The organism is Pseudomonas syringae group sp. 247E2 (assembly GCF_032587795.1).
GTDB classification, from domain to species: domain Bacteria; phylum Pseudomonadota; class Gammaproteobacteria; order Pseudomonadales; family Pseudomonadaceae; genus Aquipseudomonas; species Aquipseudomonas amygdali.
In genome coordinates this window covers 20,991-45,451 of the sequence record NZ_JAWHPK010000005.1, presented here as the reverse complement: position 1 = coordinate 45,451, position 24,461 = coordinate 20,991, and the positions used below count along the sequence as shown (strand labels likewise).

22 protein-coding genes are annotated in these 24,461 nt (G+C 58.2%); 11 read left to right on the top strand and 11 right to left on the bottom strand.

The genetic code is table 11. The features are described from left to right. Positions 1–48: 48 nt before the first annotated feature. From RYC18_RS06215 to RYC18_RS06195, 5 genes are read right to left on the bottom strand one after another with little or no spacing between them, the layout of a single operon-like run. Entirely contained in the window at positions 49–1,476 is a 1,428-nt protein-coding gene (locus tag RYC18_RS06215) for a DUF2723 domain-containing protein (RefSeq protein ID WP_010192038.1), read from the bottom strand. A 54-nt stretch (positions 1,477–1,530) separates the two neighbouring features. Then, positions 1,531–2,496, bottom strand: coding sequence for a YbhN family protein (locus tag RYC18_RS06210; RefSeq protein WP_005783096.1), 966 nt, complete (start codon positions 2,494–2,496; stop codon positions 1,531–1,533). Then, positions 2,493–3,233 carry an SDR family oxidoreductase gene (locus RYC18_RS06205; RefSeq protein ID WP_005783095.1) on the bottom strand — a complete coding sequence of 247 codons (741 nt, stop codon included), beginning with the start codon at positions 3,231–3,233 and terminating at the stop codon, positions 2,493–2,495. Before RYC18_RS06205 ends, RYC18_RS06210 begins: the two co-directional genes overlap by 4 nt. Continuing rightward, positions 3,230–4,546, bottom strand: coding sequence for an FAD-binding protein (locus RYC18_RS06200; RefSeq protein WP_005783094.1), 1,317 nt, complete (start codon positions 4,544–4,546; stop codon positions 3,230–3,232). The genes RYC18_RS06205 and RYC18_RS06200 overlap by 4 nt, the downstream gene beginning before the upstream one ends. Next, complete coding sequence (locus RYC18_RS06195; protein WP_005783092.1) at positions 4,543–5,994, bottom strand: UbiA family prenyltransferase; 1,452 nt, start codon at positions 5,992–5,994, stop codon at positions 4,543–4,545. The genes RYC18_RS06200 and RYC18_RS06195 overlap by 4 nt, the downstream gene beginning before the upstream one ends. 371 nt (positions 5,995–6,365) lie before the next feature. Between RYC18_RS06195 and norR the strand changes: the two genes are divergently transcribed. Both norR and RYC18_RS06185 read left to right on the top strand, forming a co-directional pair. After that, the gene (norR, locus tag RYC18_RS06190) at positions 6,366–7,916 is read left to right on the top strand and encodes a nitric oxide reductase transcriptional regulator NorR (protein ID WP_016980409.1); all 1,551 of its coding nucleotides are present in this window, start codon (positions 6,366–6,368) and stop codon (positions 7,914–7,916) included. Positions 7,917–8,032: 116 nt separating this feature from the next. Continuing rightward, positions 8,033–8,257, top strand: coding sequence for a DUF6555 family protein (locus RYC18_RS06185; RefSeq protein ID WP_004658504.1), 225 nt, complete (start codon positions 8,033–8,035; stop codon positions 8,255–8,257). A 22-nt stretch (positions 8,258–8,279) separates the two neighbouring features. Here the strand turns inward: RYC18_RS06185 and RYC18_RS06180 are convergent, their stop codons facing one another. Further along, positions 8,280–9,698, bottom strand: coding sequence for an MFS transporter (locus RYC18_RS06180; protein ID WP_005744198.1), 1,419 nt, complete (start codon positions 9,696–9,698; stop codon positions 8,280–8,282). A 316-nt stretch (positions 9,699–10,014) separates the two neighbouring features. On the opposite strand from RYC18_RS06180, the gene RYC18_RS06175 reads away from it, so the two are divergent. Further along, on the top strand, positions 10,015–11,322 hold the full coding sequence (locus tag RYC18_RS06175; RefSeq protein ID WP_161938286.1) for an Nramp family divalent metal transporter: 1,308 nt from the start codon (positions 10,015–10,017) through the stop codon (positions 11,320–11,322). A 61-nt stretch (positions 11,323–11,383) separates the two neighbouring features. After that, the gene (locus RYC18_RS06170; RefSeq protein ID WP_016980410.1) at positions 11,384–12,835 is read left to right on the top strand and encodes an MFS transporter; all 1,452 of its coding nucleotides are present in this window, start codon (positions 11,384–11,386) and stop codon (positions 12,833–12,835) included. Between the two features lie 8 nt (positions 12,836–12,843). On the opposite strand, the gene RYC18_RS06165 is transcribed toward RYC18_RS06170, so the two are convergent. The 5 genes from RYC18_RS06165 to RYC18_RS06145 form a co-directional block, all read right to left on the bottom strand. After that, a complete protein-coding gene (locus RYC18_RS06165) occupies positions 12,844–13,041 on the bottom strand; it encodes a hypothetical protein (protein WP_002553811.1) in 198 nt (65 codons plus the stop codon). Positions 13,042–13,201: 160 nt separating this feature from the next. Continuing rightward, positions 13,202–13,405, bottom strand: coding sequence for a hypothetical protein (locus tag RYC18_RS06160; protein WP_002553810.1), 204 nt, complete (start codon positions 13,403–13,405; stop codon positions 13,202–13,204). Between the two features lie 63 nt (positions 13,406–13,468). Beyond that, positions 13,469–13,957 (bottom strand): DUF3828 domain-containing protein, encoded by a 489-nt coding sequence (locus RYC18_RS06155; protein ID WP_005733540.1) that lies wholly within the window; start codon positions 13,955–13,957, stop codon positions 13,469–13,471. A 238-nt stretch (positions 13,958–14,195) separates the two neighbouring features. Continuing rightward, positions 14,196–14,501: an RcnB family protein gene (locus tag RYC18_RS06150; protein ID WP_005744196.1), complete on the bottom strand. Its 306-nt coding sequence runs from the start codon at positions 14,499–14,501 to the stop codon at positions 14,196–14,198. Positions 14,502–14,598: 97 nt separating this feature from the next. Further along, on the bottom strand, positions 14,599–15,456 hold the full coding sequence (locus RYC18_RS06145) for an SDR family oxidoreductase (protein ID WP_005744194.1): 858 nt from the start codon (positions 15,454–15,456) through the stop codon (positions 14,599–14,601). Between the two features lie 88 nt (positions 15,457–15,544). Here RYC18_RS06145 and RYC18_RS06140 point away from each other — a divergent pair, with 88 nt between their 5' ends. The 7 genes from RYC18_RS06140 (at position 15,545) to RYC18_RS06110 (ending at position 24,422) form a co-directional block, all read left to right on the top strand. Then, on the top strand, positions 15,545–15,973 hold the full coding sequence (locus tag RYC18_RS06140; protein ID WP_005744192.1) for a winged helix-turn-helix transcriptional regulator: 429 nt from the start codon (positions 15,545–15,547) through the stop codon (positions 15,971–15,973). Positions 15,974–16,111: 138 nt separating this feature from the next. Beyond that, positions 16,112–18,001, top strand: coding sequence for a penicillin-binding protein 2 (gene mrdA / locus RYC18_RS06135; RefSeq protein ID WP_002553803.1), 1,890 nt, complete (start codon positions 16,112–16,114; stop codon positions 17,999–18,001). 151 nt (positions 18,002–18,152) lie between these two features. Continuing rightward, positions 18,153–19,871, top strand: coding sequence for a ubiquinone-dependent pyruvate dehydrogenase (gene poxB / locus RYC18_RS06130; RefSeq protein ID WP_016980412.1), 1,719 nt, complete (start codon positions 18,153–18,155; stop codon positions 19,869–19,871). A 372-nt stretch (positions 19,872–20,243) separates the two neighbouring features. Further along, positions 20,244–22,205, top strand: a complete 1,962-nt coding sequence (locus RYC18_RS06125; protein WP_046832711.1) for a methyl-accepting chemotaxis protein — start codon at positions 20,244–20,246, stop codon at positions 22,203–22,205. Between the two features lie 605 nt (positions 22,206–22,810). Next, positions 22,811–23,128, top strand: a complete 318-nt coding sequence (locus RYC18_RS06120) for a hypothetical protein (RefSeq protein WP_005755789.1) — start codon at positions 22,811–22,813, stop codon at positions 23,126–23,128. A 224-nt stretch (positions 23,129–23,352) separates the two neighbouring features. Then, positions 23,353–23,871: a chalcone isomerase family protein gene (locus RYC18_RS06115; protein ID WP_057404686.1), complete on the top strand. Its 519-nt coding sequence runs from the start codon at positions 23,353–23,355 to the stop codon at positions 23,869–23,871. A gap of 17 nt (positions 23,872–23,888) precedes the next feature. Continuing rightward, positions 23,889–24,422 (top strand): DUF3833 domain-containing protein, encoded by a 534-nt coding sequence (locus tag RYC18_RS06110; protein WP_005783065.1) that lies wholly within the window; start codon positions 23,889–23,891, stop codon positions 24,420–24,422. Positions 24,423–24,461: the final 39 nt, after the last annotated feature.

Here is a 24,461-nt window from a genome sequence, read left to right as displayed (position 1 = left end):
GAGTATGCGCGAATGTGTCATGAATGTGAGTCAGAGGTTCATTCATGATCAGTTCGCCTGCAATGAATATCCTGCCGGCTGTTCTTCCAGCCGGTAGTTCTGTGTAAGCGTCCCGCAATAGCTCAACCGTGGCAGATAGACGCCGTTGCTGTTCAAGGCCGCTCGAATGGCAACGTTGTCGTCGCACATGGCCAGCCTGCGACCGCCAAGCAGCCCGATGGCTTGCCCGGAGCGCATGGCACCCATCGGTGTCCAGTCGGCGATGATCAACGCACCGTTGGGCACGACCTGTTCATAGGCGCGCACGAACTGCTCGGCAGAGCGGTCGCGCAGGTAAGGCACCATGAAATAACGGATATCGTCGCGATAGGGCAGCTTCTCCTTATGCTCAGGAAAATGTATGACCCCGTTTGCGTAAAGTGAATACGCCAACAGAACCACTGTCGGCGAGGACAATACCGAGAGATTGAGCAAGGTGCTGCGTGTCACATTGTGTGGCAAAACCCGCCGCAGCTGAATCATGCCGATGATGCTCAGCATCGCCACGCCGGGTAGAAAAAAGGTGAAACGGTCGGTCACGTTATAGGAAATGGCAAAAACCAGATTCAACAGCGCCGCACTCCACAACAACCGCAGCCGACTCTCCTTGGGAAACAGCAGCAGCCCCGCCAACTGCGGCCCTATCAGTGACAGCAGCACCAGTATGGCTGCGTTCCTTTCCTCCAGGAGTTCGTCGAAACGCAACAGGCTACCCTCCCACTCCGGCCCCGCAATGGTCGCGGACGCACCGGTCAGGTAACGTCGAGCAATATCCAGCAGGCCCAATCCGGTGTTCAGGTCATTGAACACCGCGACAGCCGCCGCTGCGAAGCCGAGCATGAAGCCGGGCAGGGTGATCAAAACGCGCGCTTTATACAGGTACAGCAGATGCAGGTACAGCGGCAGCAGGACCACGAAGGTCAGTTGATGAGTCGAGGCCGCCATTCCAGTCAGCACGCCAATCATGAACAGCTTTTTCAGCGGCGTCAGACGGTTACTGTCATTGAACTGCAGCGTATAAGCCAGCAGTACGAACAGCGTGTGCAGCAGGTAAACCTCGGCTTTGGTCGACACCCAGAACACTCCGTGCGCCAATACCGTCGCTGCGCCAGCGAGTACGGCCTGACGTTGCCCGGCGCCGAGGCTTTGCGCCAGTCGATAGACAATCCATGCCAACGGCACGAGGAGTAACGAATTCAGCAGGCTGAGCGCGCGTGAGCCGAACAGTGTGAAGAATACCGAGTTGAGCAGTTGATAAAGCGGATGCTCCAGCGGTCCGAGCGACTGACTGAAATAATGGCCTTCGCGGGCGTTGGCCAGAAACATGCCATTGTCCATCCATTGCACCGGCCCGCTGGAGGCCAGAAAACTTGCGGCGATGGCGGCACCCAGCAGAAACAGGGGCATGGCAATCGAAGTGCGCGAATCGGGTGGCATTGAACAGCTCCTCCGTGAGGTGAACAAAAGGTGTCGGGTGCCTGCTTTACTGCCTCAAGGCTGACGTCCCGGTGGTGCAGCGTTGAATCGGGAAAGCATCACGGCACCGATCGCCACTGCGAACCACAGGGTCGCCAGACGTATCAGCAGTGTGGCGGCAATCGCGTCGGCCCCAGGCATGCCCTTGAACATCAGCAGCCCGACCATCACTGCTTCGGCACTGCCCAGGCCACCCGGCATGAAACTCAACGCTCCGGCGAGCATTGCCAGTGCATAGGTGAACACGGCAAACGTCAGTGGGATCTGCGCGCCCATCCAGCCAAGCATCCAGTAAAACGCTAGTGCCTCGGCGCTCCAGGCAAGCAGACTGAGCAGGCTGGCGGTCAGCAACACTCTCCCGTGCAGGCATTGACGGGCGGCGAGCAGGATGTCGAACAACTGCCGCCGCAGCCTGCGCAGTCGTGTGCTCTTCTCCGTCGGCAGCGCACCTCGCATGCGCTTCAGCAAATGACCCTGAGACAGCACCAGCAGCCCCGCCAGAACCAGCGCCAGGCCGATAAAAATCATGGGTTGCGCCTGCGGGTACCACGACAGACCGAACAGCGTCAGCAGCACGATGGCCAGCAGATCGGACAGGCGTTCGCTGAAAAATGCAGCAAAACTTTGTGGGTACGGTACGCCCAGCGGCCTGAGCAATACGCCACGCAGTGCTTCGCCGGCCTTGCCGGGCGTGGTTGTCAGCGCGAAGCCGGCCAGGTAGATCCGCAGGCTTTGCCGCCAGGCAAGCGGATGCCCCAGCACCTCAAGGTAAAGCTGCCAGCGTCCGAAGCGCAGCGCGTAGTTGATTGCCGACATCAGCAAGACCAAGCCAATGCCCTGCGCCCCGACCTTGCCGGTTGCTGCGCTGACTGCCTGCCAGCCGCCCCACAGGGAAAATCCCAGATAGCCCAGTGCCGAGACGACGACCGACAGCAGCACCGCCCGATAGCGCCAGCCTGACAGCAGCGGCATGTCGCTCAAAGGTCGAGCCTTTTGAATAATGGCTGTGGAATCGCGCGAATCACCCACATGATCCATGCCCAGAAGCCCGGCGCATAAAGGCTTGTAGACCGGCGTGCGATGCCCCTGACGATGCGCTCGGCAACAGCTGCCGGTTGCGCAACCAGCAAGGCAGGCAACGGCAGGCCGTGGGTCATGGGCGTGTCGACAAAACCCGGCTTGATGGTCACTACGTGTACGCCGAGTTTGAACATCCGCGCCTGCAACCCGTCGCAGAACGTCGAGACGGCAGCCTTGGCCGAACCGTACAGGTAATTGGAAGGGCGTCCTCGATCACCAGCGACGGAGGAAAGCACTGCCAGTGTGCCGCAGCGCTGCACTTCGAAATGCCTGGCCAGCAGGGTCAGCAAGGCAATAACCGATGCACCGTTGGTGATGAATTCCTGTATGGCCAGGCCTGCGTATTGCTCGCAGGCCTTCTGGTCGGGCAGGGTGCCGTGAGCCAACAGGACGATATCGATCTGCCCCAATGCAGCCAGACAGTCGGCCAGCATCGCCGGGTGCTCTGAAAAGTGCGTAACGTCCAGTCGGTGTGTGTCGATACGCCCGGCACCGCGCGCCTTGAGATCGGCTGCATTGCTGTCGAGCTTCTCCATGTCGCGCGCCACCAGAAAAAAATCACAGCCCTGCGCGGCCCAGAGTCGGGCACAGGCGTGGGCGATGGCTGATGTCGCGCCGATGATCAGAATTTTTTTCATGGCATCACTCGTTTCCAGAAGCGGGACATCAAGGAAGGGTCACGCAGGGCTTCAAGTTGCTCCCAGGCTGGATAGGCCTGGCGGAAATCGCTCCCGGTCATGTGTGCATCTTTTGCCGGATATAGACGTCCACCCGCTTCACGGACAATGGCATCCAGGCGTGGGAACAGTGTTTCGGCCAGCTCGCGCGTCTGCGAAAAATCCAGTGCCAGCGAAGTACCCGGCATCGGGAAGGACAGCAGCCCCGGCGAAGCGATATCGCCGCAGCGCTTGAGTACCGCAAGGAATGAACCCCGGCCCGATGCAGCAATCGCATCGAGCAGCAGTTGCATGGCCTTGGGCGCGCAATGCTCGGGGATCACGCACTGGTATTGCTGAAACCCTTTGCGACCATAAAGACGATTCCAGTGCCGGATGCGATCCAGCGGGTAGAAGAACGCTTCGCACGCGCTGCGGCGGGCCTTGGCCTGTTGTGGATGGGCGTGCCAGTAGATCGAATTGAATGCACGCAAGGACAGATGGTTGACCAGTGAAAGCGGGGCAATGAACGGTATGCTCAGACGCTTGGGCGCATCGACCGTTAGCGACCCGTAACGAGCGTGGTCGCCGACGATGTACACGCCACGGCCGCTATTACTGCCTCGCGCCAGGCAATCAATCCAGGCCACGCTGTATTCGTGCTGCGCGTCCAGCTCGTGCGACAGGGTAAAAAATTCTGCCAGATTGGCGAAGCGCACCACCGTGCTGTTGATCTGACTGGTACGGATCGGCATCAATTGCAGCTCGACCCGACTGATAACGCCGGTCAAGCCCAGGCCGCCGATGCTGGCAGCGAAAAACAAAGGGTTTTCCACGGCCGAACAAACCATCGGCGGCTCGCCATGACGGATCAATTCGAAACGCATGACATGACAGCCGAAGGTGCCGCGTAGATGATGATTCTTGCCGTGCACGTCGTTGGCAAGTGCGCCGCCTATCGTCACAAACTGCGTGCCCGGTGTGACCGGTAGAAACCAGCCGCGCGGGATTGCTGCCGCCAGCAGTTGTGACAGGGTCATGCCTGCTTCCAGTTGCACCACGCCGTTCTGCCAGTCTGCGGCGATGAAGCGATCCAGCTTGCGCATGTCCAGTACGTGACCACTGCTTGCCAGACAACTGTCGCCGTAGCTACGGCCGTTGCCGAACGGCAGGCTGGTGTGATGATGCGCAAGTGTTTCCGAGATGTGCGCCGGCAAGCGATTTACCGCCTCACAGTCATGACCTTGCTGGGCAACCTGCGGGTAGCGCCCCCAGGAGTAGAGAGGCGCGCTCATGCGGCGATCCAGAACACCAGCAGGAACAGAAAACCGATCCCCTGGCTGATCCGGTCGCGGATTGCGAAAACTACCGGGTCCTCGTTCATCTGGCCGCGATGGGTGAGCATCCAGATCCGGGTGATCCAGAACAACAGCAACGGGCAGGCCAGCCAGATCACATGCGGATGCTGATACAGGGCAACCGTCGCGCCCTCATGGATGTAAAGCGCCAGGACCATTACCGCCAGATTGCCCGACGATGCACCCAGGGAGGCGATCATGTCCAGATCGCCCGGGTAGTAGCCGCGGCCGCGTGTCTTGACGGTCACATCGCACAGCCTCGCGTCGCGCAGTTCGGCATAGCGCTTGACCAGCGCGAGGCTGAGAAACAGAAACATTGAAAATGCCAGAATCCAGAACGTCAGCGGCAACTGAAACGCCGCTGCACCGGCCAGGATGCGCGTGGTGTAGAGCATCGCCAGAACAATGACGTCTACTGCCATGTGGCGCTTGAGGTAAAGCGAGTAGACCAGCGTCAGCAAGTAATAGGCAGCCAGCACCGCCGCAAATTGCCATGGCAACATGATTGCCGCGCCGGCGAAGGCTGCTGCGAGCAACAGCGGGATCACCAGTAAGCCGGATTCGATCGACAACTGACCGCTGGCGAACGGGCGCTCGCGTTTGCTTCGATGGTGGCGGTCATCTGCCAGATCAAGCAGGTCATTGAGCAGGTAAACGCTTGATGCGCAGAGCCCGAAACACAAAAACGCCAGCAATCCGTCGAGCAGCAATTGCGTGCTCTGGACTTGGTGAGCCGCGAGCAGGGGCACAAAAATCAGTGTGTTTTTCAGCCATTGGTGGAGGCGCAACGCCTTGTACCACGCACTGCGTCGGGACGATGTGGATTTGATCACCTGTTCGACGTTTCCTTGTGCCCGCGCCGCGCGCTCCACACCTGCGAGCGGGCTGGCGACGATGGCCTTGCGTGAGACTTTCCAGATGCACAGGTCGTCCCGGGAATTACCGATGTAATCAAAGCCGCCCTCACCATAATGGCTGACCAGCAAATCGCGTTTGCGATGGGCAGAAAGATTGGTTTTACCGTCCGAGGCCCAGACCTGATCAAACATTTGCAGGTGTGCTGCAATCTGGTTGGCAAGGGTTTCGTGAGAGGCCGTTGCCATAACCACCCTGCGCCCGTGCTGCCGACTGGTCTGGATATAAGCGATGACCGCAGCATCGTAGGGCAGTAACGCAACGTCGATGTCGGTGCCCAGAGCCAGCCCTTGCTTGAGGGGCGCCTTGCCTTGTAACAGCCAGGTAAAAATCCTGAATACCTGTAGTGGTCGGCCGCGGATAAAAGCTACTGCGGTTTCAAACAGCAAATCTGAACGCAGCAGCGTTCCATCGAGGTCGACAACCAGAGGTGTATCAACCTCAAGAACTCCTCCTTGAGTGCCGGGCATGAACAGTTGCTCCTGTAAAAGTGAGCGCACTATGGAACAAGACCGGACAATCGCCACATCAATAAAATTAAACGATATCCATCATTCAGCCGTGCCTGTGGCGTCAGGAAAATTAAGGATCGGGCAACTGTAATTGCATGAACGCTATTGATTCATTGATTGACCAAATAACGGAATCTGGTACGGAAACTGTAAAGTTAATGAGTCATTTCAGAGGGCTGATTAACGGCGGTAGCTCTGATTCGCGCGTTGATACAACGTGTTCGACATACGGTGCCAGAACGGGCGAGCCTGGATAAACATCGCGGTGACCACTTATTCAGCCTGGCGAGTCATAATGACGCCTTTGTTGGCCGTCTGCTGGAGTCGTAATGACCCACCCCCTGTTGCGTGAGCTGATACCGTTGGTGTCCGACCTGTCCAGAGAACTGCCGGACGAAGAGCGTTATCGGCGTCTGCTGTGCTCGCTGCGCCACTGGCTGCCTTGCGACGCTACAGCACTGCTCAGGCTTGAAGGTGATGTGTTGATTCCGCTGGCGGTCGACGGTCTCAGCCCGGACGCGCTCGGTCGTCGCTTCCGGGTCAGCGAGCATCCTCGCTTCGAGGCGTTGCTTGCGAGTGACGGGCCGCTGCGCTTTGCTGCCGATTGCGATTTACCGGACCCTTATGACGGGCTGGTCGACGGTCATGGCGCGTTGGAAGTGCATGATTGCTTGGGCTGCGTGCTGTCTGTTCAGGGGCGGCCCTGGGGGCTTATTACCCTGGATTCGCTGGACCCCTCCAGCTTTGGCAGCGTCGATCTGGATAACCTGCAGGCCTTCGCCAGTCTCGCGGCGGCAACGGTCATGGCGGGCGAGCGCATCAACCAGTTGGCGCGGGGTTTTGAAGATCAGCGCCAGTTGGCCGAGGTCTACAAGCGCGCTGCCGGAGGGCGAGCGCCTCGCGAGCTGATTGGCCAGAGTGCGGTTCACCAGCGTATGCAGCAGGAGATTGAACTGGTCGGCAACAGCCCGCTGACGGTACTGGTCATGGGTGAAACCGGTGTCGGCAAGGAGTTGGTGGCCGAGTCCATCCATCTGCACTCGCCGCGGGCACACAAGCCGCTGATCAGCCTCAACTGCGCCGCGCTGCCTGAAATGCTGGTCGAGAGCGAATTGTTCGGGCATGTCAAAGGCGCTTTTTCCGGGGCGGTCAATGGGCGTAGCGGCAGGTTCGAGCTGGCGGATGGCGGTACGTTGTTCCTTGACGAGGTGGGTGAGCTGCCATTGTCGGTGCAATCCAAGCTGTTGCGTGTGCTGCAAAGTGGTCAGTTGCAACGGGTCGGTGCTGATCAGGAACACCATGTGGATGTGCGCATCATCGCTGCCACCAATCGTGATCTGGCCGAGGAAGTGCGCTCCGGCCGGTTTCGGGCGGATCTCTATCATCGATTGAGCGTCTACCCGCTGCTCGTGCCAGCACTGCGCGAGCGCGGACGGGATGTGTTGCTGCTGGCTGGCTATTTTCTCGAGGAAAACCGTGTGCGCATGGGGCTACGTGGGCTGCGCCTGAGCGCCGAGGCGCAGCGGCTGCTGCTCGCGCACCCCTGGCCGGGTAACGTTCGTGAGCTGGAGCACCTGATCAGCCGGGCGGTGCTCAAGGCGCTGTCTGCCCATCCGCAAAAGCCGCGCATCCTGACGGTCGAAGGGCCAGCGCTGGGTCTCGACGGCTCGGCGTCTGCCACGCCACTGCCCACGGCTGAAAAAGCCCTTTCAGCGGCTGCGCAGGGGGCAGGGCTTAAGGCGTCGGTGGATGCTTTTCAGCGTTCTTTGATTGTTGATTGTCTTGAACGACATCAAGGCCGTTGGGCAGAAGTGGCGCGCGATTTAGCGGTGGACAGAGCCAATCTCAATCGACTTGCCAAGCGCCTGGGTATTCGCTGATATATCAGAATGGGGATGTTCGTTGGTCGCCGATATTGAAAAAAGAATGAATTTCTTTGCAGTGAATGCAGTCACCTATACTTCAAGCCACTGCTGAAAAAAGGATCAGGCTTTCAATGGCACTTCCAAAGCATTACCGCATTGATTATCTGCTGAACGGTTCGTTCAAGAGTTTTTATATACGCACCGAGAATATGGACAACGCTGAAGCCTGGCACTGTGCAAGTGTCGACGCGGGTCTTGCGCGCATACCGAAATACCGTTTGGAGAAAGTCGCCAAAGTGTCCAAACCTTATGCGGAACACTTTGGTGTCACCAATGTGGAGTGGGCTCAGGCCTGAACCCACTCCTCGGTCAGTTCACTCAACGGTGGGCTATCTGCTCCAGCGCCAGATGGCGTGTACGTGGTCCGAACCGGCCAATGGTAATGATCACGATCAGCATGCTGCCAACGATGAACGCCAGTACGCCCGGTGTGCCGAAGTGGTCGAGGAAAATCCCGATCAGCAGGCTGCTGAACACCGTTGACAGGCGGCTGAACGAGTAGCAAAAGCCCACGGCACGTGCGCGGATGTTGGTCGGAAACAACTCGCCCTGATACGAGTGATAACTGAAGCTCAGCCATGCGTTGCAGAATGTGATCATGATCCCGCAGAAAATAAGGCCTGCCGCGCTGGTCTGGAAGGCAAACAGGCTGCCGAAGATCATCGCTCCCAACGCTGAGCCGACGATTTGCCATTTGTTCTCGAAGCGGTTGGCAAATTTCACGAACAGCAGCGGGCCGAGCGGGTAGGCCAGCGTGATCACGAACGCATACCCCAGGCTGTGTGTGACACTCAGGCCCTGGCCAGAAAGCAGGGCGGGCAGCCAGTTACCGAAGCCGAAGAAGCCAATGGCTTGGAAGACGTGAAATACGATCAGCATCAGTGCACGACGACGGTATGGCGGTTGCCACATATCAGCGAAGCGGCCGTTGCCTGACAGCGCGACTTTCTCCGGTTCAGGTTCATCCAGCGGCTTGCCCTGGTCTTTGATACAACGTGCTTCAATTCCGTCCATGATCAGTTCGGCTTCGTCGAAACGCCCCTGCTGCGCCAGCCAGCGAGGTGATTCTGGGAGTGCTGAACGCAGCCACCAGACAAACAGCGCAAATACCGCGCTGCCAATCACCACCCAGCGCCATCCGGAAAAGCCGAAGGGTGCCTGCGGCACCAGCCACCATGACATTAGCGCCACGCTGGGGACTGACAGGAACTGGATGAAAAATGCGAAGGCGAACGCCGAACTGCGTATGCGTTTGGGTACCAGTTCCGACAGGTAAGTGTCGATGGTCACCAGCTCGACGCCCAGGCCGATACCCACTACAAAGCGCATGCCTATCACGCCCAGAGCGGAGGTCTGCAGACCCATGATCACCGTGGCAATGGTGTACCAGATCAGCGCGAAGGTAAAAATTGCGCGGCGACCGTAACGGTCGGCAATCGGGCTAACCAGACTGGCACCGAAAAACAGACCCAGAAAGGTCGCCGAGGCAAAGGCTGCCTGATCGGAAAAGCCGAACAGGCCCTGGTTTCCCGTGGCAAAGATTCCGTCGCGAATCAGGCCGGGGCTGATATAGGCCGTCTGAAAGAGGTCGTAAAGCTCGAAAAAACCGGCGATAGACAGCAGGGCGACCAGTTTCCAGATAGTGGCAACCGCAGGCAGTCGATCAATTCGCGCCGAGATATACGCTGCCCGCAGCTGTTCGCCCTTGGGTGCACCTGTGCGAGGTGATGAGTTCATCGATGGCCATCCTGAGTTCTTGTAGATGCCTGAATGGTACTCTTTACAATTTGTAATGAATGGTCTTTTAATGCGGTTAATGGCCCCTAAAAGATTAATAATTGTTTAGTTGGTGCGGTTTTTGAGTGTTTATACCGGTTAGCTCAGGCTGTACGCCGTTGAAATAGCTTGAGATTAGCAATGCAGTGCCAGCCTCAAAGACCAGCAAGCGTCAAAACAGCAGGCATGAAGCCGCCAATGATGTATCAACATGTGTCGCAAAACCTTAGGATGAGGGTCTTGATTTTCTGCCTGTCGGGTTCCCGTGACGTACAAACTGCCCACCACTGCAACAGCCCCTTTCTGCCCATCGGCGACCACCGACAGCGTGACCATCCCGCCGAACGCATCCTTGCTACGCAAGATGATGCTGTTCGTGGGGCCAGGCCTGCTGGTTTCCATCGGTTACATGGACCCCGGCAACTGGGCGACGGCTATCGAGGCCGGTTCACGCTTTGGTTATTCATTGTTGTTTGTGGTGGTGCTCGCCAGTCTGTCGGGAATGGTCTTGCAAAACCTTTGTTCCCGACTTGGCATCGCCACCGGGCGTGATCTGGCGCAGCTGTCTGCTGCCCGCTACAGCCGTAATGTCGCCAAAGGCCAGTGGCTGCTGGCAGAGCTGTCGATCATCGCCACCGATCTGGCAGAGGTGCTGGGGGCGGCGTTGGCGTTTCATCTGTTGCTGGGCGTATCGATAACCACCGGTGTAGCGCTGACCGCTTTCGATACCCTGATCGTGCTGGCCTTGCAGGGCGCCAATTTCCGGCGTCTGGAAGCTATCGTGCTGGGGTTGATTGCAACCATTGCCAGTTGTTTTGCCATCGAGCTGTTTCTGATCAAGCCATTCTGGCCGGATGTGGTGGCGGGCCTGAAACCGAGCTGGGATGTACTGAGCAGCCAGGAGCCGCTGTATATCGCCATCGGTATTCTGGGTGCCACGGTCATGCCGCATAACCTTTATCTGCATTCGTCGGTGGTGCAGACCCGGGTCAATGGTGCTGACCTGGCCAGCAAGGCCACTGCCATTCGCTACGCCCGGCTGGACACTATCGGTTCGCTGAGCCTTGCGCTGCTTATCAATGCGGCGATTCTGATCCTCGCGGCTGCGGCGTTTCACAAGACCGGGCATACCGAAGTGGTCGAGATTCAGGACGCTTATCACCTGCTTGATCCATTGGTCGGCGGTGCCATTGCCAGCGTGCTGTTCGGCGTCGCCTTGCTGGCGGCAGGGCAAAGTTCGACGTTCACGGGAACCATCGCCGGGCAGGTGGTGCTCGAAGGCTTTCTGCAGGCCAAAATTCCTTGCTGGCAGCGGCGCTTGATTACTCGCGCACTGGCACTGATTCCGGCGCTGATCGGCGTGATCTGGCTGGGTGACAGTTCGGTCGGCAAGATGCTGGTGCTCAGCCAGGTGGTGCTGAGCCTGCAACTGCCGTTTGCACTCTGGCCGCTGATTCGCTTTACCAGTGATCCGCAGTTGATGGGGCCGTTCGTCAACAGTCGGTTGGTCAAGATTGCCGCCTGGGGTCTGTTCGGTCTGATCTCGGCGGCCAATCTGACGCTGCTGTGGTTCTGGGTGAGCTGAACTTGATCGCCGTAAGTCACTCTCAAACCTGACACCAATGTTCGCTGTCAGGGAGCCGGAAATGACCACAACCGATGAAAAGGGTGCAGTGTTCGAAACCGATTTGCCGGCCCGTCTGGACCGCTTGCCCTGGGGGCGGTTTCACACCTTACTGGTTGTGGCGCTGGGTATCACCTGGTTGCTCGATGGCCTGGAAGTGACCCTTGCAGGCTCGGTGGCTGGCGCCCTGAAAGCCAGTCCGGCGCTCAACCTGACCAACAGTGACGTGGGCCTGGCGGGTGCCGCGTATATCGCCGGTGCCGTACTCGGCGCATTATTTTTTGGCTGGCTGGCGGACCGTCTCGGGCGTCGCAAACTGTTCTTCATCACCTTGCTGCTGTACGTCGGTGCCACGGCCGCCACGGCGTTTTCATTCAGTGTCTGGAGCTTTATGCTGTTCCGTTTTCTGACCGGCATGGGTATCGGTGGCGAGTACACCGCAATCAATTCGACGATCCAGGAATTTACCCCGGCGCGTTACCGGGGCTGGGTCGACCTGACCATCAATGGCACGTTCTGGCTGGGTGCTGCGCTGGGCGCGATTGGCTCGATTGTGTTGCTCGATCCGCAATGGGTAGGTGCCGAACTGGGCTGGCGCCTGTGTTTCGGGATCGGTGCGGTATTGGGCCTGCTGGTGCTGCTGATGCGTCTGTGGCTGCCGGAGAGCCCACGCTGGCTGTTGATTCACGGCCAGGCCGCGCAGGCGAAAAAGATCGTTGAACAGATAGAGGCCGATTTGCAGCGCCAGGGCCATGTGCTGCCTCCCGTGCAGGGCAAACCCTTGCGCCTGCACGTGCGCGACCACACGCCGCTGGGGGAGGTTGCCAGAACCTTGCTGGTGACGTTTCGCCAGCGATCGCTGGTTGGCCTGACGCTGCTGACGGCGCAGGCTTTTTTCTACAATGCGATTTTCTTCACTTATGCGTTGGTATTGACCGACTTCTATGGCGTGCCGTCCGAGCGCGTCGGTTGGTATGTGTTGCCGCTGGCGCTGGGTAATTTCTGCGGTCCGCTGCTGCTGGGCAGGTTGTTTGACGTGGTGGGGCGGCGTGTCATGATCAGCCTGACCTATGGTGTGTCAGGCGTGCTGTTGGCGATCAGTGGCTATATGTTCGAGCAAGGTCTGCTGGACGTAACCCAGCAGGCCATTGCCTGGATGGTGATTTTCTTCTTTGCTTCGGCAGCGGCCAGCTCGGCCTACCTGACAGTGGCCGAAACCTTTCCGCTGGAAATCCGCGCATTGGCGATTGCAGTGTTCTACGCCTTCGGTACGGGGCTGGGCGGGATGATAGGCCCTACGTTGTTTGGTGAGTTGATAGAAACCGGCGAACGCAGCAATGTGCTGATCGGCTATCTGATCGGGGCAGGGTTGATGGTGTTCGCGGCGCTGGTGCAGTCGATATGGGGCGCGGCTGCCGAGCGCAAGTCTCTGGAGGAAGTAGCGAGGCCGCTGTCGCAGGCCGGGGAAAGGTAAATGGTCAGTTACCGGAACACGCCACGAAGGCCATCGACTGACGCACGCAAGCCGACGATCCGCTCGCTGACTTCCTGCGCCTCATGCGGGCGAGAAGTACGCTCCAGGTACAAAAGATGTCCGGCAAGATTGGCCGAGACGCGTTCAAGGTCGTCGGCGGTGCGCCTGACATAGGCCTGGATGTCTTTCAGTTGTTCGACTTGCACGGATGGTTCCCCTATAGGTCGCATCCGAGCGCACTAAATGACTAAGTGAATGGGGGGCTGTGATGAACCCCCTCAATCGAATTATCGACCGCTACAGTAGCTTTCTTTAGCGTCGCAGGTAAATAAACAGGTAATAAATTTTTGCCCGCTGCCGCCCAGCCTAATCGTCTTCCTGATCGTCATGTTCCGAGTAGGAATCCAGCAACTCGGCCAATGCCAGGGTACGGTCCAGCCCGCTGCGGCTGGACATGATTTCGGCCACTGCCTGCGTGGCGGCAATTCTGGCAGCTTCGCGTTCGGCATCGGTGTTATTGGGCGTGGCGGCCTGCGCAGCCTCAATAATCGATTGCTCAAAGGTATTCATGGTGCTCGCTCGTGAAATTCAAGTGCCTGTGATACCGAGAATGACGGATTGTTTCAAGGCCGATCAATCACCTTCGTAAGGAAATTCCTCCAAGGTCTGCATCAGTGCGACACCCTGCGGCCCTTGAAGATTGTCCAGCACCCAGCAACTGCTGGCATTTTTAGTCAACAACAGACGAGTGGTCTGGCTGGTGACCGGCTGCTGCGGGGCGTCTTTGTAGCCCAGGTTGTAGGTCATCTCGACCACCGCCTGCTTGTCGGAATTGGACACCAGCTTCCAGTCGATGGGCTTCTGCACATCGCCATCCTGCGCGTCGGTCCAGGGGTTGGCGCTGACTGCGCACTGATCACCGTTCTGACAGGCCCAGTCTTTTTTCAGCAAGCCCAGCAAAGGCTTGGACAGGTAATCAGCCGAGCCTTTGCCACTGAGGTAGAAGTCCTGATGCTTTTCGTAGACCCAGCGCGCTGTATCGACCGGGGTCGCGGCGGGGCAGGCGGCCTGGGCCGTTGATGAAAGCAGGCAGGCGAAGGCAATGGCGACGGTTCTGGACATGGAGCAGGCTCGCAGAGAAGGTGGCAGTGATGTTACAGGCTGGCAACACTGCATTTGTAAGGCATGCGGACAAAAAAGCAATGGTTTTGGTTGGTGGAGGGGCTGTTTGCGACGAGCTATGCCCGCAGTGCAGCGTGCCAATGCGTGGCATTGGCACCAGGCTCAGTTGCAATGAGCCTATATATGAAACACTAGCGCCAGGCTTGTGCTCCATAGCGCTGTGCATACTTGTTGAACCTTACTTCTTCACCGGCACGATATCCATGATGTTGCCGTTGACCTTCTGAAAGCGGACGTATTTGTCATTGATCTTCACCCATTCGCTTTCCTTGGCTGGTGCTTCAAGGCCTTTGCTTTTCCAGTCTTTTACTTCCAGATCGCTGCGGCGATATTTTTCCGGCACGCGGGAACCGATTTCCAGTTCGTGCATATTGTCCTTGGATTCGGTGACTTTCGGGTCCGCCGTCTCTGCGTGAGCGGGCAGGGTGACGGCGGAGAAGCAGCCGAGCAAGGTCATGCAGGCGATCAACGATTTGCTATTCATGTAAAGACTCCCAGTCTTTGGTATCAGGCGATGGCTTAATGCCTCGTAACAACTGGGACCCTCACGTTTGCAAATCATTCGATCGGGTTTGCCGCGCTTAGCCTTGCAGGGTCTGGGCGATGGTTGCAGAGAGCCTGGTGGTCGGACGGCCGATCAGTGCGCTCAACTGGTGACTGTCATCGAACAGCGCGCCTTTGGCTGCGGCCGCGTCGGAATCAGCCAGCAACTGCGCAACGAAGTCTGGCAAGCCTGCCTGGATCAGCGCGGCTTTGAATTCGGCTTGCGGCAGGTTGACGTAAGGCAGAGTCTTGCCGGCCTGCTTTGAAAGCTCGGCAGCGAACTCAGCAAGTGTGTAGGAATCGTCACCAGCCAGCTCGTACACGCGACCGCTCTGATCCTCGCTGGAGGTCAGCAGCACCGCCGCAGCTTCAGCGTAATCGAGGCGCGACGCCGAACTGATGCGGCCCTCGTCGGCACAGCCCATGACCGCGCCATGGCCCAGCGCGCCGGGAATGCCTGCTGTGTAGTTTTCGGTGTACCAGCCATTGCGCAGCAGGACATAAGGCAGCCCGCTGGCGCGCAGGTAGTCTTCGGTTTCGCGGTGCTCTCTGGCCAGGCCCAGTGCCGAGGCGTCTGCATGCAGAACACTGGTGTAAGCCAGCAGTTTGACCCCGACGCGTTTCGCCGCATCAACCACGGCCTTGTGCTGCGGCAGGCGCTGGCCCACTTCGCTGGAAGAAATCAGCAGCACTTTGTCGGCACCGGCAAACGCGCTGTCCAGCGTCGACGGCTGCGAATAGTCGGCGTGACGAACTTGAATGCCCTTTGCCGATAGGTCATTGGCCTTTTCCGGGCTGCGGACTGCGGCAATGATCTGCCCGGCAGGTACACGAGTGAGCAGCTGTTCAATGACGATACGGCCAAGCTGGCCAGTGGCACCGGTGACAACGATCATGGAAGGATTCCTTGAATCAGGTTGAAAGGAAGCGCCAGCATAGTCATGATGCTTACCTTTCGTAAGTACGTACAAAAAGGTAAGTGCTATGAGTGAATCTGCCTCGCATCCACAGTCTGAAACGGTCGAGTCCATGCTGGCCTTCGTTCGTCAGGGGCAGGTACTGGCCACTGACTGCCCTTCACGGATTGTGCTCAACCATGTTTGCAGCCGTTGGGGCGTGCTGGTGCTGGTGGTTTTGCGCGGCGGCATGCATCGTTTCAGCGAGGTGCGGCGCAAAATTGGCGGGGTCAGCGAGAAAATGCTCGCGCAAACCCTGCAGCACCTGGAGCAGGACGGCTTCGTCAGCCGCAAGTCACTGCCGGTAGTGCCGCCGCATGTTCAATACCGGCTGACCCCGATGGGCGAAGAAGTCGCCTTGCAGGTTGAAACACTCGCCACCTGGATCGAGACCAATCTGCCGCGCATTATGCAGGCCCGTGAAGTGTCGAATACGCTGCAGATCACGCCCGAATGAGTCTTTTCTGACAGATTTTTCATCCTGCGATTGTCGGCTTGATCGCCTGCAATCAGCCGCTTCTTGGTATGGTGCGCGCCGAAATCTTTATATACACGTTTAGTTGCGCCGTTTGCCCTTCACCGAGAAGCTGTAGAAATGCCCAATCCAATTCCCCTGAAAGACCACGAAAAAGAGACGCGGCTGGTCAATCAGCGCCTGATTGCCTGCGCGGTGCTGGTCGGCCTGCTGGCTGCCTGTCTGGTCGCGCGCATGTATTTCCTGCAAGTCACCGAGTTCGACTATCACTCGACCATTTCCGAAAACAACCGTGTTCACGTGCTGCCGATCCCGCCCGAGCGCGGTTTGATCTTTGACCGCAATGGCGAAGTGCTCGCTGACAATCGCCCCAGTTTCAACCTGACCCTGACCCGTGAACGCGCCGGTGACTGGCACAAGGTGATCGATGAACTGATGACCCTGCTGGAGTTGCCCGACGAAGACCGGATTCTGTTCGACAAGGAACTGAAACAGGTTCGTCACCCGTTCGAGCCCGCAACACTGCTTTATGAGCTGACCGAGGAGCAGATCGCCATACTGGCGGTCAATCAGTACCTGCTACCGGGCGTGGATGTGGCAGCGCAGTTCGTTCGTCACTACCCGTTGGGCGCACACTTTGCTCATTCGATTGGCTATGTCGGGCGTATCAACGAAAAAGAAGCGTCGCATCTCGACAACGAATATCGCGGCACTCAATCCATCGGCAAGACCGGTATCGAGCGCTTCTACGAATCCGAGCTGCACGGCCACGTAGGCTACGAAGAGGTCGAAACCAACGCCCAGGGCCGCGTGCTGCGGGTGCTGAAACATACTGACCCGGTGCCGGGCAAGAACATCACCCTAACGCTGGACGCGCATTTGCAGGCCGCAGCGGAAAACGCTCTGGGTGATCGACGTGGTTCGGTGGTTGCGCTGGACCCGGAAACCGGCGAAGTGCTGGCGATGGTCAGCAAACCAAGCTTCGACCCCAACCTGTTCGTCACCGGCATCAGCTTCAAGCAGTACGCTGCGCTGCGCGATTCCATTGACCGGCCGCTGTTCAACCGGGTGCTGCGTGGCCTTTACGCACCGGGCTCGACGGTCAAGCCGGAGGTGGCGATTGCCGGTCTCGACAGCGGTGTGGTCACAGCCTCGACCAAGGTCTTCGACCCCGGTTATTTCCAGCTGCCGGACTTCGATCACAAATACCGCAACTGGAACCACAGCGGCGATGGATGGGTGGATATGGACACAGCGATCATGCGTTCCAATGACACCTACTTTTACACTGTCGCGCACAAGCTCGGCATCGACCGCCTGCACGACTACATGACCATGTTCGGCATCGGTCAGAAGGTCTCGCTGGACATGTTCGAGGAATCGGCCGGGCTGATGCCGTCCCGCGAATGGAAGCGCGCTACACGCCGCCAGGCGTGGTTCCCGGGCGAAACGGTGATTCTCGGTATCGGCCAGGGCTATATGCAGGTCACTCCGTTGCAACTGGCCCAGGCCACGTCACTGATTGCCAGCAAAGGCGTCTGGCATCGGCCGCACCTGGCGATGGAAGTAGGTCATGACGTGCCGCTTGATGAGCACCCGATGCCAAACATCGTGCTGCGCGATCCCAATGAATGGAATCAGGTCAACACCGGCATGCAGATGGTCATGCACGACCCACGCGGCATTGCGCGCGATGCCGCCAAGGGCGCGCAGTACCGCATCGCTGGCAAAAGCGGTACGGCGCAGGTGGTGGCGATCAAGCAGGGTGAGCGTTACAACCGCCTGAAGACGCTGGAGCGTAACCGTGACAACGCCTTGTTCGTCGGCTTCGCACCGGCCGATCATCCGAAGATCGTGGTATCTGTGACCATCGAGAACGGCGAGGCGGGTGGTCGAGTCGCGGGCCCTGTAGTCCGGGAAATTCTCGATGCCTGGCTGCTCGACAGCGAGGGCAAGCTCAAACCGCAATACGCAGTCCCTGCCAAGGCGCCGGGCAACCCGCACGCCTGAATTGTTTGCCAATGCAAACTGTCTGACCGAGCCCTGAACAGGGCTCAGGTTTTCTGAACTGTCGAGAATTCATCGGGTCGACCACAACAGGCGTAGCAGAGCGCTGCGCGCGTTTTACCGAATTCATTATTGCCTCGACAAGGAACCCCTAATGTCCAAGACCATCGCCGACCATCTTGCGCAAACCCTCGCAGCGGCAGGTGTTTCCCACATCTGGGGGGTGTCCGGTGACAGCCTCAACGGCCTGACCGACAGCCTGGAACGCACCGATTCGATTCGCTGGATGCACACCCGTCATGAAGAAGTCGCAGCCTTCGCCGCCGGTGCCCAGGCGGCATCCAGCGGCAAGCTGGCGGTCTGTGCAGGCAGCTGCGGACCGGGCAACCTGCACCTGATCAATGGCCTGTACGACTGCCATCGCAACCGCGTGCCGGTGCTGGCGATTGCTGCGCACATTCCTTCCTCGGAAATCGGCCTGGATTACTTTCAGGAAACCCACCCGCAGGAGCTGTTCAAGGAGTGCAGCCACTTCGTCGAACTGGTCAGCAACCCCGAGCAATTCCCCCGTGTGCTGGAACGTGCCATGCGCGCGGCGATCAGCCAGAAAGGTGTTGCCGTTATCGTCTTGCCCGGCGATGTAGCGCTCAGCGAATCCCCTGATGTAGCTGCGAAATGGATTGAGCCCACGCCGCCAGCTGTCGTCCCGGCAGACAACGACTTGCAGTCGATGGCCGACATGCTCAACGACTCGAAAGCCGTGACCTTGCTGTGCGGTGCAGGCTGTGCAGGTGCTCACGAGCAGATTCTTGCACTGGCCGATACGCTGGGCGCCCCCATTGTTCATGCCTTGCGTGGCAAGCAGCACGTTGAATACGACAACCCGTTCGACGTCGGCATGACCGGCCTGATCGGCTTCAGCTCCGGCTATCACGCCATGCTGTCCTGCGACACGCTGGTGATTCTCGGCAGCAGCTTCCCCTATCGGAATTTCTACCCGGAAAAAGCCAACATCATCCAGATCGACCTCGACCCTACGCAGTTGGGCCGCCGCACGCCCGTGGCGCTGGGTCTGGTTGGAGGCGTGCGGGAAACCCTTGAAGCGCTTCAGCCAAGGCTCAAGCCGCATACCGATCGCCGTTTCCTCGACAAGGCCCTGAAGCACTACGCCAAGGCCCGTGAAGAGCTGGACGAACTGGCCACGCCTACGCCAGACGGTACGCCTATTCACCCGCAATACCTCACCCGTCTGGTCGATGAACAGGCCGACGCCGATGCAATCTTTACCGTCGATGTCGGCACGCCAACGCTGTGGGCCGCACGCTACCTGCACATGAACGGCAAGCGCAGTCTGCTCGGCTCGTTCAACCACGGCTCGATGGCCAACGCTTTGCCACAAGCTCTGGGGGCCAAGGCCGAGCACCCTGAGCGTCAGGTGGTGGCGTTGTGTGGCGATGGTGGCCTGTCGATGTTGTTGGGAGATCTGCTGAGCATCCGCCAACTGAACCTGCCTATCAAGATGGTGGTGTTCAACAACAGCTCGCTGGGCTTTGTCGACATGGAAATGAAAGCCAGTGGCTACGTGCCGCACGGCACCGACCTGCATGAAACCAACTTCGCCGGCATCGCCTTGGGCGCAGGCATTCTCGGCCTGCGCGTGGAGAACGCCGAAGAGCTATCTGCAGCGTTGCGCAAGGCGTTCGATCATCCCGGTCCGGTGCTGATCGACGTGGTCACTGCCAAGCAGGAGCTGGGCATCCCGCCGAAAATCAAGCTGGCCCAGGCCAAGGGCTTCAGCCTGTACATGATGCGCGCGATCATGAGCGGGCGGGGCAGTGAGGTGCTGGAGCTGGCGAAAACCAACCTGCGTTAATCAATTATAAAAACGTATGGGTTTAATAGAAAAAAGTTGCAACTTCTCTCTATCGAGATTGTCATCGCTGTTACAGGTTACACTCTCGGTGTTTTATATTTATCTTCTCATCATGATCGCCCCAGGCGGTCATTTCTTTGCGGATCCAAACTTCTCACGCCCTCTGCTTTATCAAGTTCGCTATTTGAATTAACAAATTCAAATAGTGGGTAAAGCTTCCCGGAAGGCGGCCGAGACAGTGATACGGAAGCAAGACCGGCTACGGCAGGCTGATAAACCAATTGTCCCTGGCGACAAAAAAACGTCGACGAATACAGAACGTTACGCCCTGGATAGCCTTTATAGAAAAGTCTGCACGTCATGAGGTCTGCAATGCTTAGAAATGCTCCTTTGAGTATGAAACTGCTGCTTATTTTAATATTCCCCCTATTGGGCTTCCTGGCCTTTGCAGGTTTGTTCGTCGCTGACAAAAGCGAAAACCTCGGTGACATGAGGCGAGCAGTAACAGCCACCGCAGTTGCACAGAAACTGAGCAACGTGGTCACTACCATCCAGCGCGAGCGCGGTGCCAGCGGCGTGTTTCTGGGCAGCGGCGGCAAGTCCATGCAGGACAAATTGAAGACCTTCCGTCAGGAAACCGACAAGGCGATAAGCGAGATGCGTGCCCAGTCGACCGACGGTATTCCCGGTCCGGACAAAGTCTACCGTGCACTGGATGACCTGACTGCGTTGCGCCTCAAGATCGATACGCTGGGGATCAACAACACCGAGTCCTCTACGCGCTTCACCGACGTTATCAAAACACTTGTCGGGTTCTCCTATTCACTGGAGGCGAGTATCGAAGATCCGCAAATACTGCGTGGCCTGAGTTCGCTCAACCAGTTCATCGACATGAAGGAACGTGCCGGTCGCGAGCGCGTGCTGCTCGGCCAGGCATTCAACCAGAACCGCTTTGACGCGCCCCTGTTGTCACGCTTCAGTCGTAACCTCGGAGAGTTCTCCGGTTACCTCGAAGCGTTTCAACGCTGGTCCCCTGAAGTATTCAAGACCAAACTCAATGACGTCATGCAGCAGCCGGGCTCGCTGGAAGTGGCGCGCTTGCAACGCCTGGGTTTCGATACCCCGATGGGTGATCCGCTCAACGTCAAGCCGGAAGACTGGTTCAACCTTGCCACCGTGCGTATCGACATGATGGCTCAGGTAGAAGCAGAGCTTGGCCAGAACGTGGTCGGCCTGGCAACGGATGCGCGCAGCTCTGCTCAAAGCAGCCTGTATGTGGCGGTTGCTACTGTCGTCCTGATGCTGATCGTAGTGCTGTGGCTGGCGTCGGTCATCATCCGCAACATCAAGGTCGCAGTTGTCGATGTGAACCGCACATTGATGGCACTTTCCACCCGCGACCTGACCGCGCGGACCCGCTATATCGGCAAGGATGAGTTTGGCGAGATCTCACGCAATCTTGACAACATGGCGCATCAGATCAGTGAGGTTATCAGCGAAATCGGCAGCGCCACGGCGCAGGTTGCCACCGCTGCCGAGCAGTCCTCCGCAGTGGCGTTGCAAACCAATCAGAACGTGGCGCAACAACGCCAGGGTACCGATCAGGTCGCTACTGCCATCAGCGAGATGAGCGCCACGGTAAAGGATGTAGCGCGCAGCACCACCGACGCGGCCGAGATGTCGCAACGCGTCAACAACAGCACCGTGCAGGGCAAGACCGAAATCGACAACACCATCGGCCTGATTCAGGAACTCTCGGTGCAGGCTGAAGAGACTTCGCGGATCATCGACGAGCTCAAGGGCGAGAGCAACTCGATCTCCTCGGTGCTCGATGTCATTCGTGGCGTCGCCGACCAGACCAACCTGCTGGCGCTCAACGCAGCCATCGAGGCTGCACGTGCCGGCGAGCAGGGGCGTGGTTTTGCGGTGGTTGCCGACGAAGTACGCAATCTGGCCAAGAAGACTCAGGACTCTACCGTCAGCATCCAGAAAATGATCGCCAACCTGCAGTCCGGCTCGGAACGCGCAGCAGCGTCGATGCAGGAAACCCTGGGCAAGGCGCAGGAGGGGGCCAGCAACGTCGTACGCGCTGGCGAACTGCTGGAAGAGATCGCCGAAGGCATCGCGACCATCAGCGACCGCAACATCCAGGTCGCTTCGGCCGCTGAAGAGCAAAGCCTGGTGGCCGAAGAGATCCACCGCAACGTCGACGACATCAACTCGCTGGTCATCCAGGTGAGTGCAGGTGCCGAGCAGACAGCGGTCACGAGTCGTGAACTGGCCAGGCTTGCTGAGCAGCAGCAGGGGCTGGTGGGACGGTTTAAAGTGAGCTGACAGTAAGCTGTTTGTGTGTTTTGAAAAGGCCTGGAAGCGAACACTTTCAGGCCTTTTTGCTGGTCTTCAGATGCTGTCGTGCCGATGTCCCTGAGCCTGCCCAGCATGACCATTCAGTCACCTTTTAACGTAACCCCACGTCCCTCATATAATTATGTAGTGCTATAAAATAATCACTACATAATCGTTGACGTACCCGTTTTCCTTTTGCATTATGCAGCTGTCTCCCCGATCGGGAGCGCTGCAAAGTGTACTGAACAGGCTCGGCAAGCCGTCGAGATGTTCCCGGATGTAGGCTGCCCACAAGGCAGATTGATGGAGCTGAACTGGCATTTGTCGTCGATATGGGCGAGAAGCTGGCGAAACGTCCTCATGATGCTTGTAATGGATCGATTGCCGATCCTGGGTCAGGTCTTTGGGTTTCGTGACTTCTTCTCTCTGCGCTGATGCCGCTGTGTAGCGGCTCTTCATCAAGGCTACCTGCATGTCCTTGAGGGGCTGGAGCGACATTCGACTAACACTTACGTGTGTCGCATTGATGACGCTCTGGCGCATGAACTTGATGTATCAATTATTGAACGGTCTACGAGCGAAGGAGCATCAACATGAATATCAACAAGCAACCGACTATTGATGAACTGGCTCGTCTGTTTGCAGTATGCAAAGACACGCTGGACAACCACATCGTATGGATTGCCGATTCGGGTGAAGTCCATGTCGACGCCATGTCGCCATTCACCCAGGAAGACGAATTCCGTGACGCTCATCCACAGATGCGCACTGCGCTGAAGATGTTTCGCCGCGGTCAGGGTTATGTCGGCAAAAAAGCGGCGGCCGACCGCACGTATGTGGAAAATACGCTGCAGGCGCTGAAAGGCGAATGGCAAAAGAGCCGTCTGCAGGCACACTCTCAGGTCGCCTGAATTCAAGGTGCGATAAGTATTGAGCCCTGAAGCCTGTTCCCGAACCTGATCGGGAACAGGCTTTTTTATTTTCAGCGCCCGAAAGGGTAATTGCCTTATTGGTTGTACAAAGTGTTTTTGCTGGTATAGATTCCGGCCATGAGTCAGTTATCTGGCTTCTCTCATTCCCGGCCTGCCGATGCTTTCATGGCAGCGCCAGCACCTGACCTACACAGAGGTTGCCGATGCGTGCGCCACGATGGCTATGGTTGGTGATGTTGCTCAGCGCTGGCGCTTCGGCGGATTGGCGGGAGGCATTGCCCAATGCCCAGGTTGTCGGTGGCGGTGATCTCAGCCTGTTCGGCTTTCGTGTCTACACGGCCAGGTTGCTTAGTCCCGCCAAGCCCTTTGTAGCGAATGCGCCGCTGGCTCTCGAGCTGACTTACCATCGCGATATTGACCGCGAAGATCTGGTCGATGCCAGCATCGATGAGATCAAGCGTATTTCCGGGTCGAAGGTGAACGAACAGCAACTGGCGCAATGGCGTCAGCAAATGAACCAGTCATTTGTCGATGTTAAGCCGGGCATGAAGATTACCGGGGTTTACCTGCCCGGCCGCGAAGCGCGTTTCTATGTCGGCGACAAACTCCAGCATGTCGTGCCCGACAGTGAGTTCGCCAAGGCTTTCTTTTCCATCTGGCTTGACCCGAAAACCCGTAACCCCGAGCTGCGTGAGCAGTTGCTCGGCAGTACCGGCTCATGACCCATCAAGGAGGGCGCATGCTGAGAAAGTGGATGTTGATGTTGTTTGCGGGGCTTGTACTGAGCGGCTGCGGCGGTGTGCCGGTAACCCGTTACAGTCAGGAAGAGCCCAAGCTCGATCTGCGCCAGTACTTCACCGGGCGTGTCGAGGCCTGGGGAATGTTTCAAAAGCGCTCCGGTGAAGTCACCAAGCGCTTTACCGTGGTGATCGACGGGCACAGTGAAGGCGAAGTGCTGGTCATGCACGAGGCCTTCAGCTACAGCGATGGCACCAAGCAGGTCCGGGAGTGGCGCTTGCGTCCCGATGGTCCGGGGCGCTGGAAGGGCACGGCAGGTGACGTGGTTGGCGAGGCCTATGGCGAGGTGTCAGGCAACAGCTTCCACTGGAACTATGTGCTCAGGTTGCCGGTGGACGGCACCGAGTATGACGTCAGCCTGGATGACTGGATGTACCTGATCGACAAGCAGACCATGGCCAATCGTTCGTCGATGACCAAACTGGGCGTGGAAGTCGGGCAGATCACTTTGTTCTTTCGCAAGTCGGGCAAATAAACCGCGCCTCATGAGCTGAGGCGTTATCCACCAGTGCGG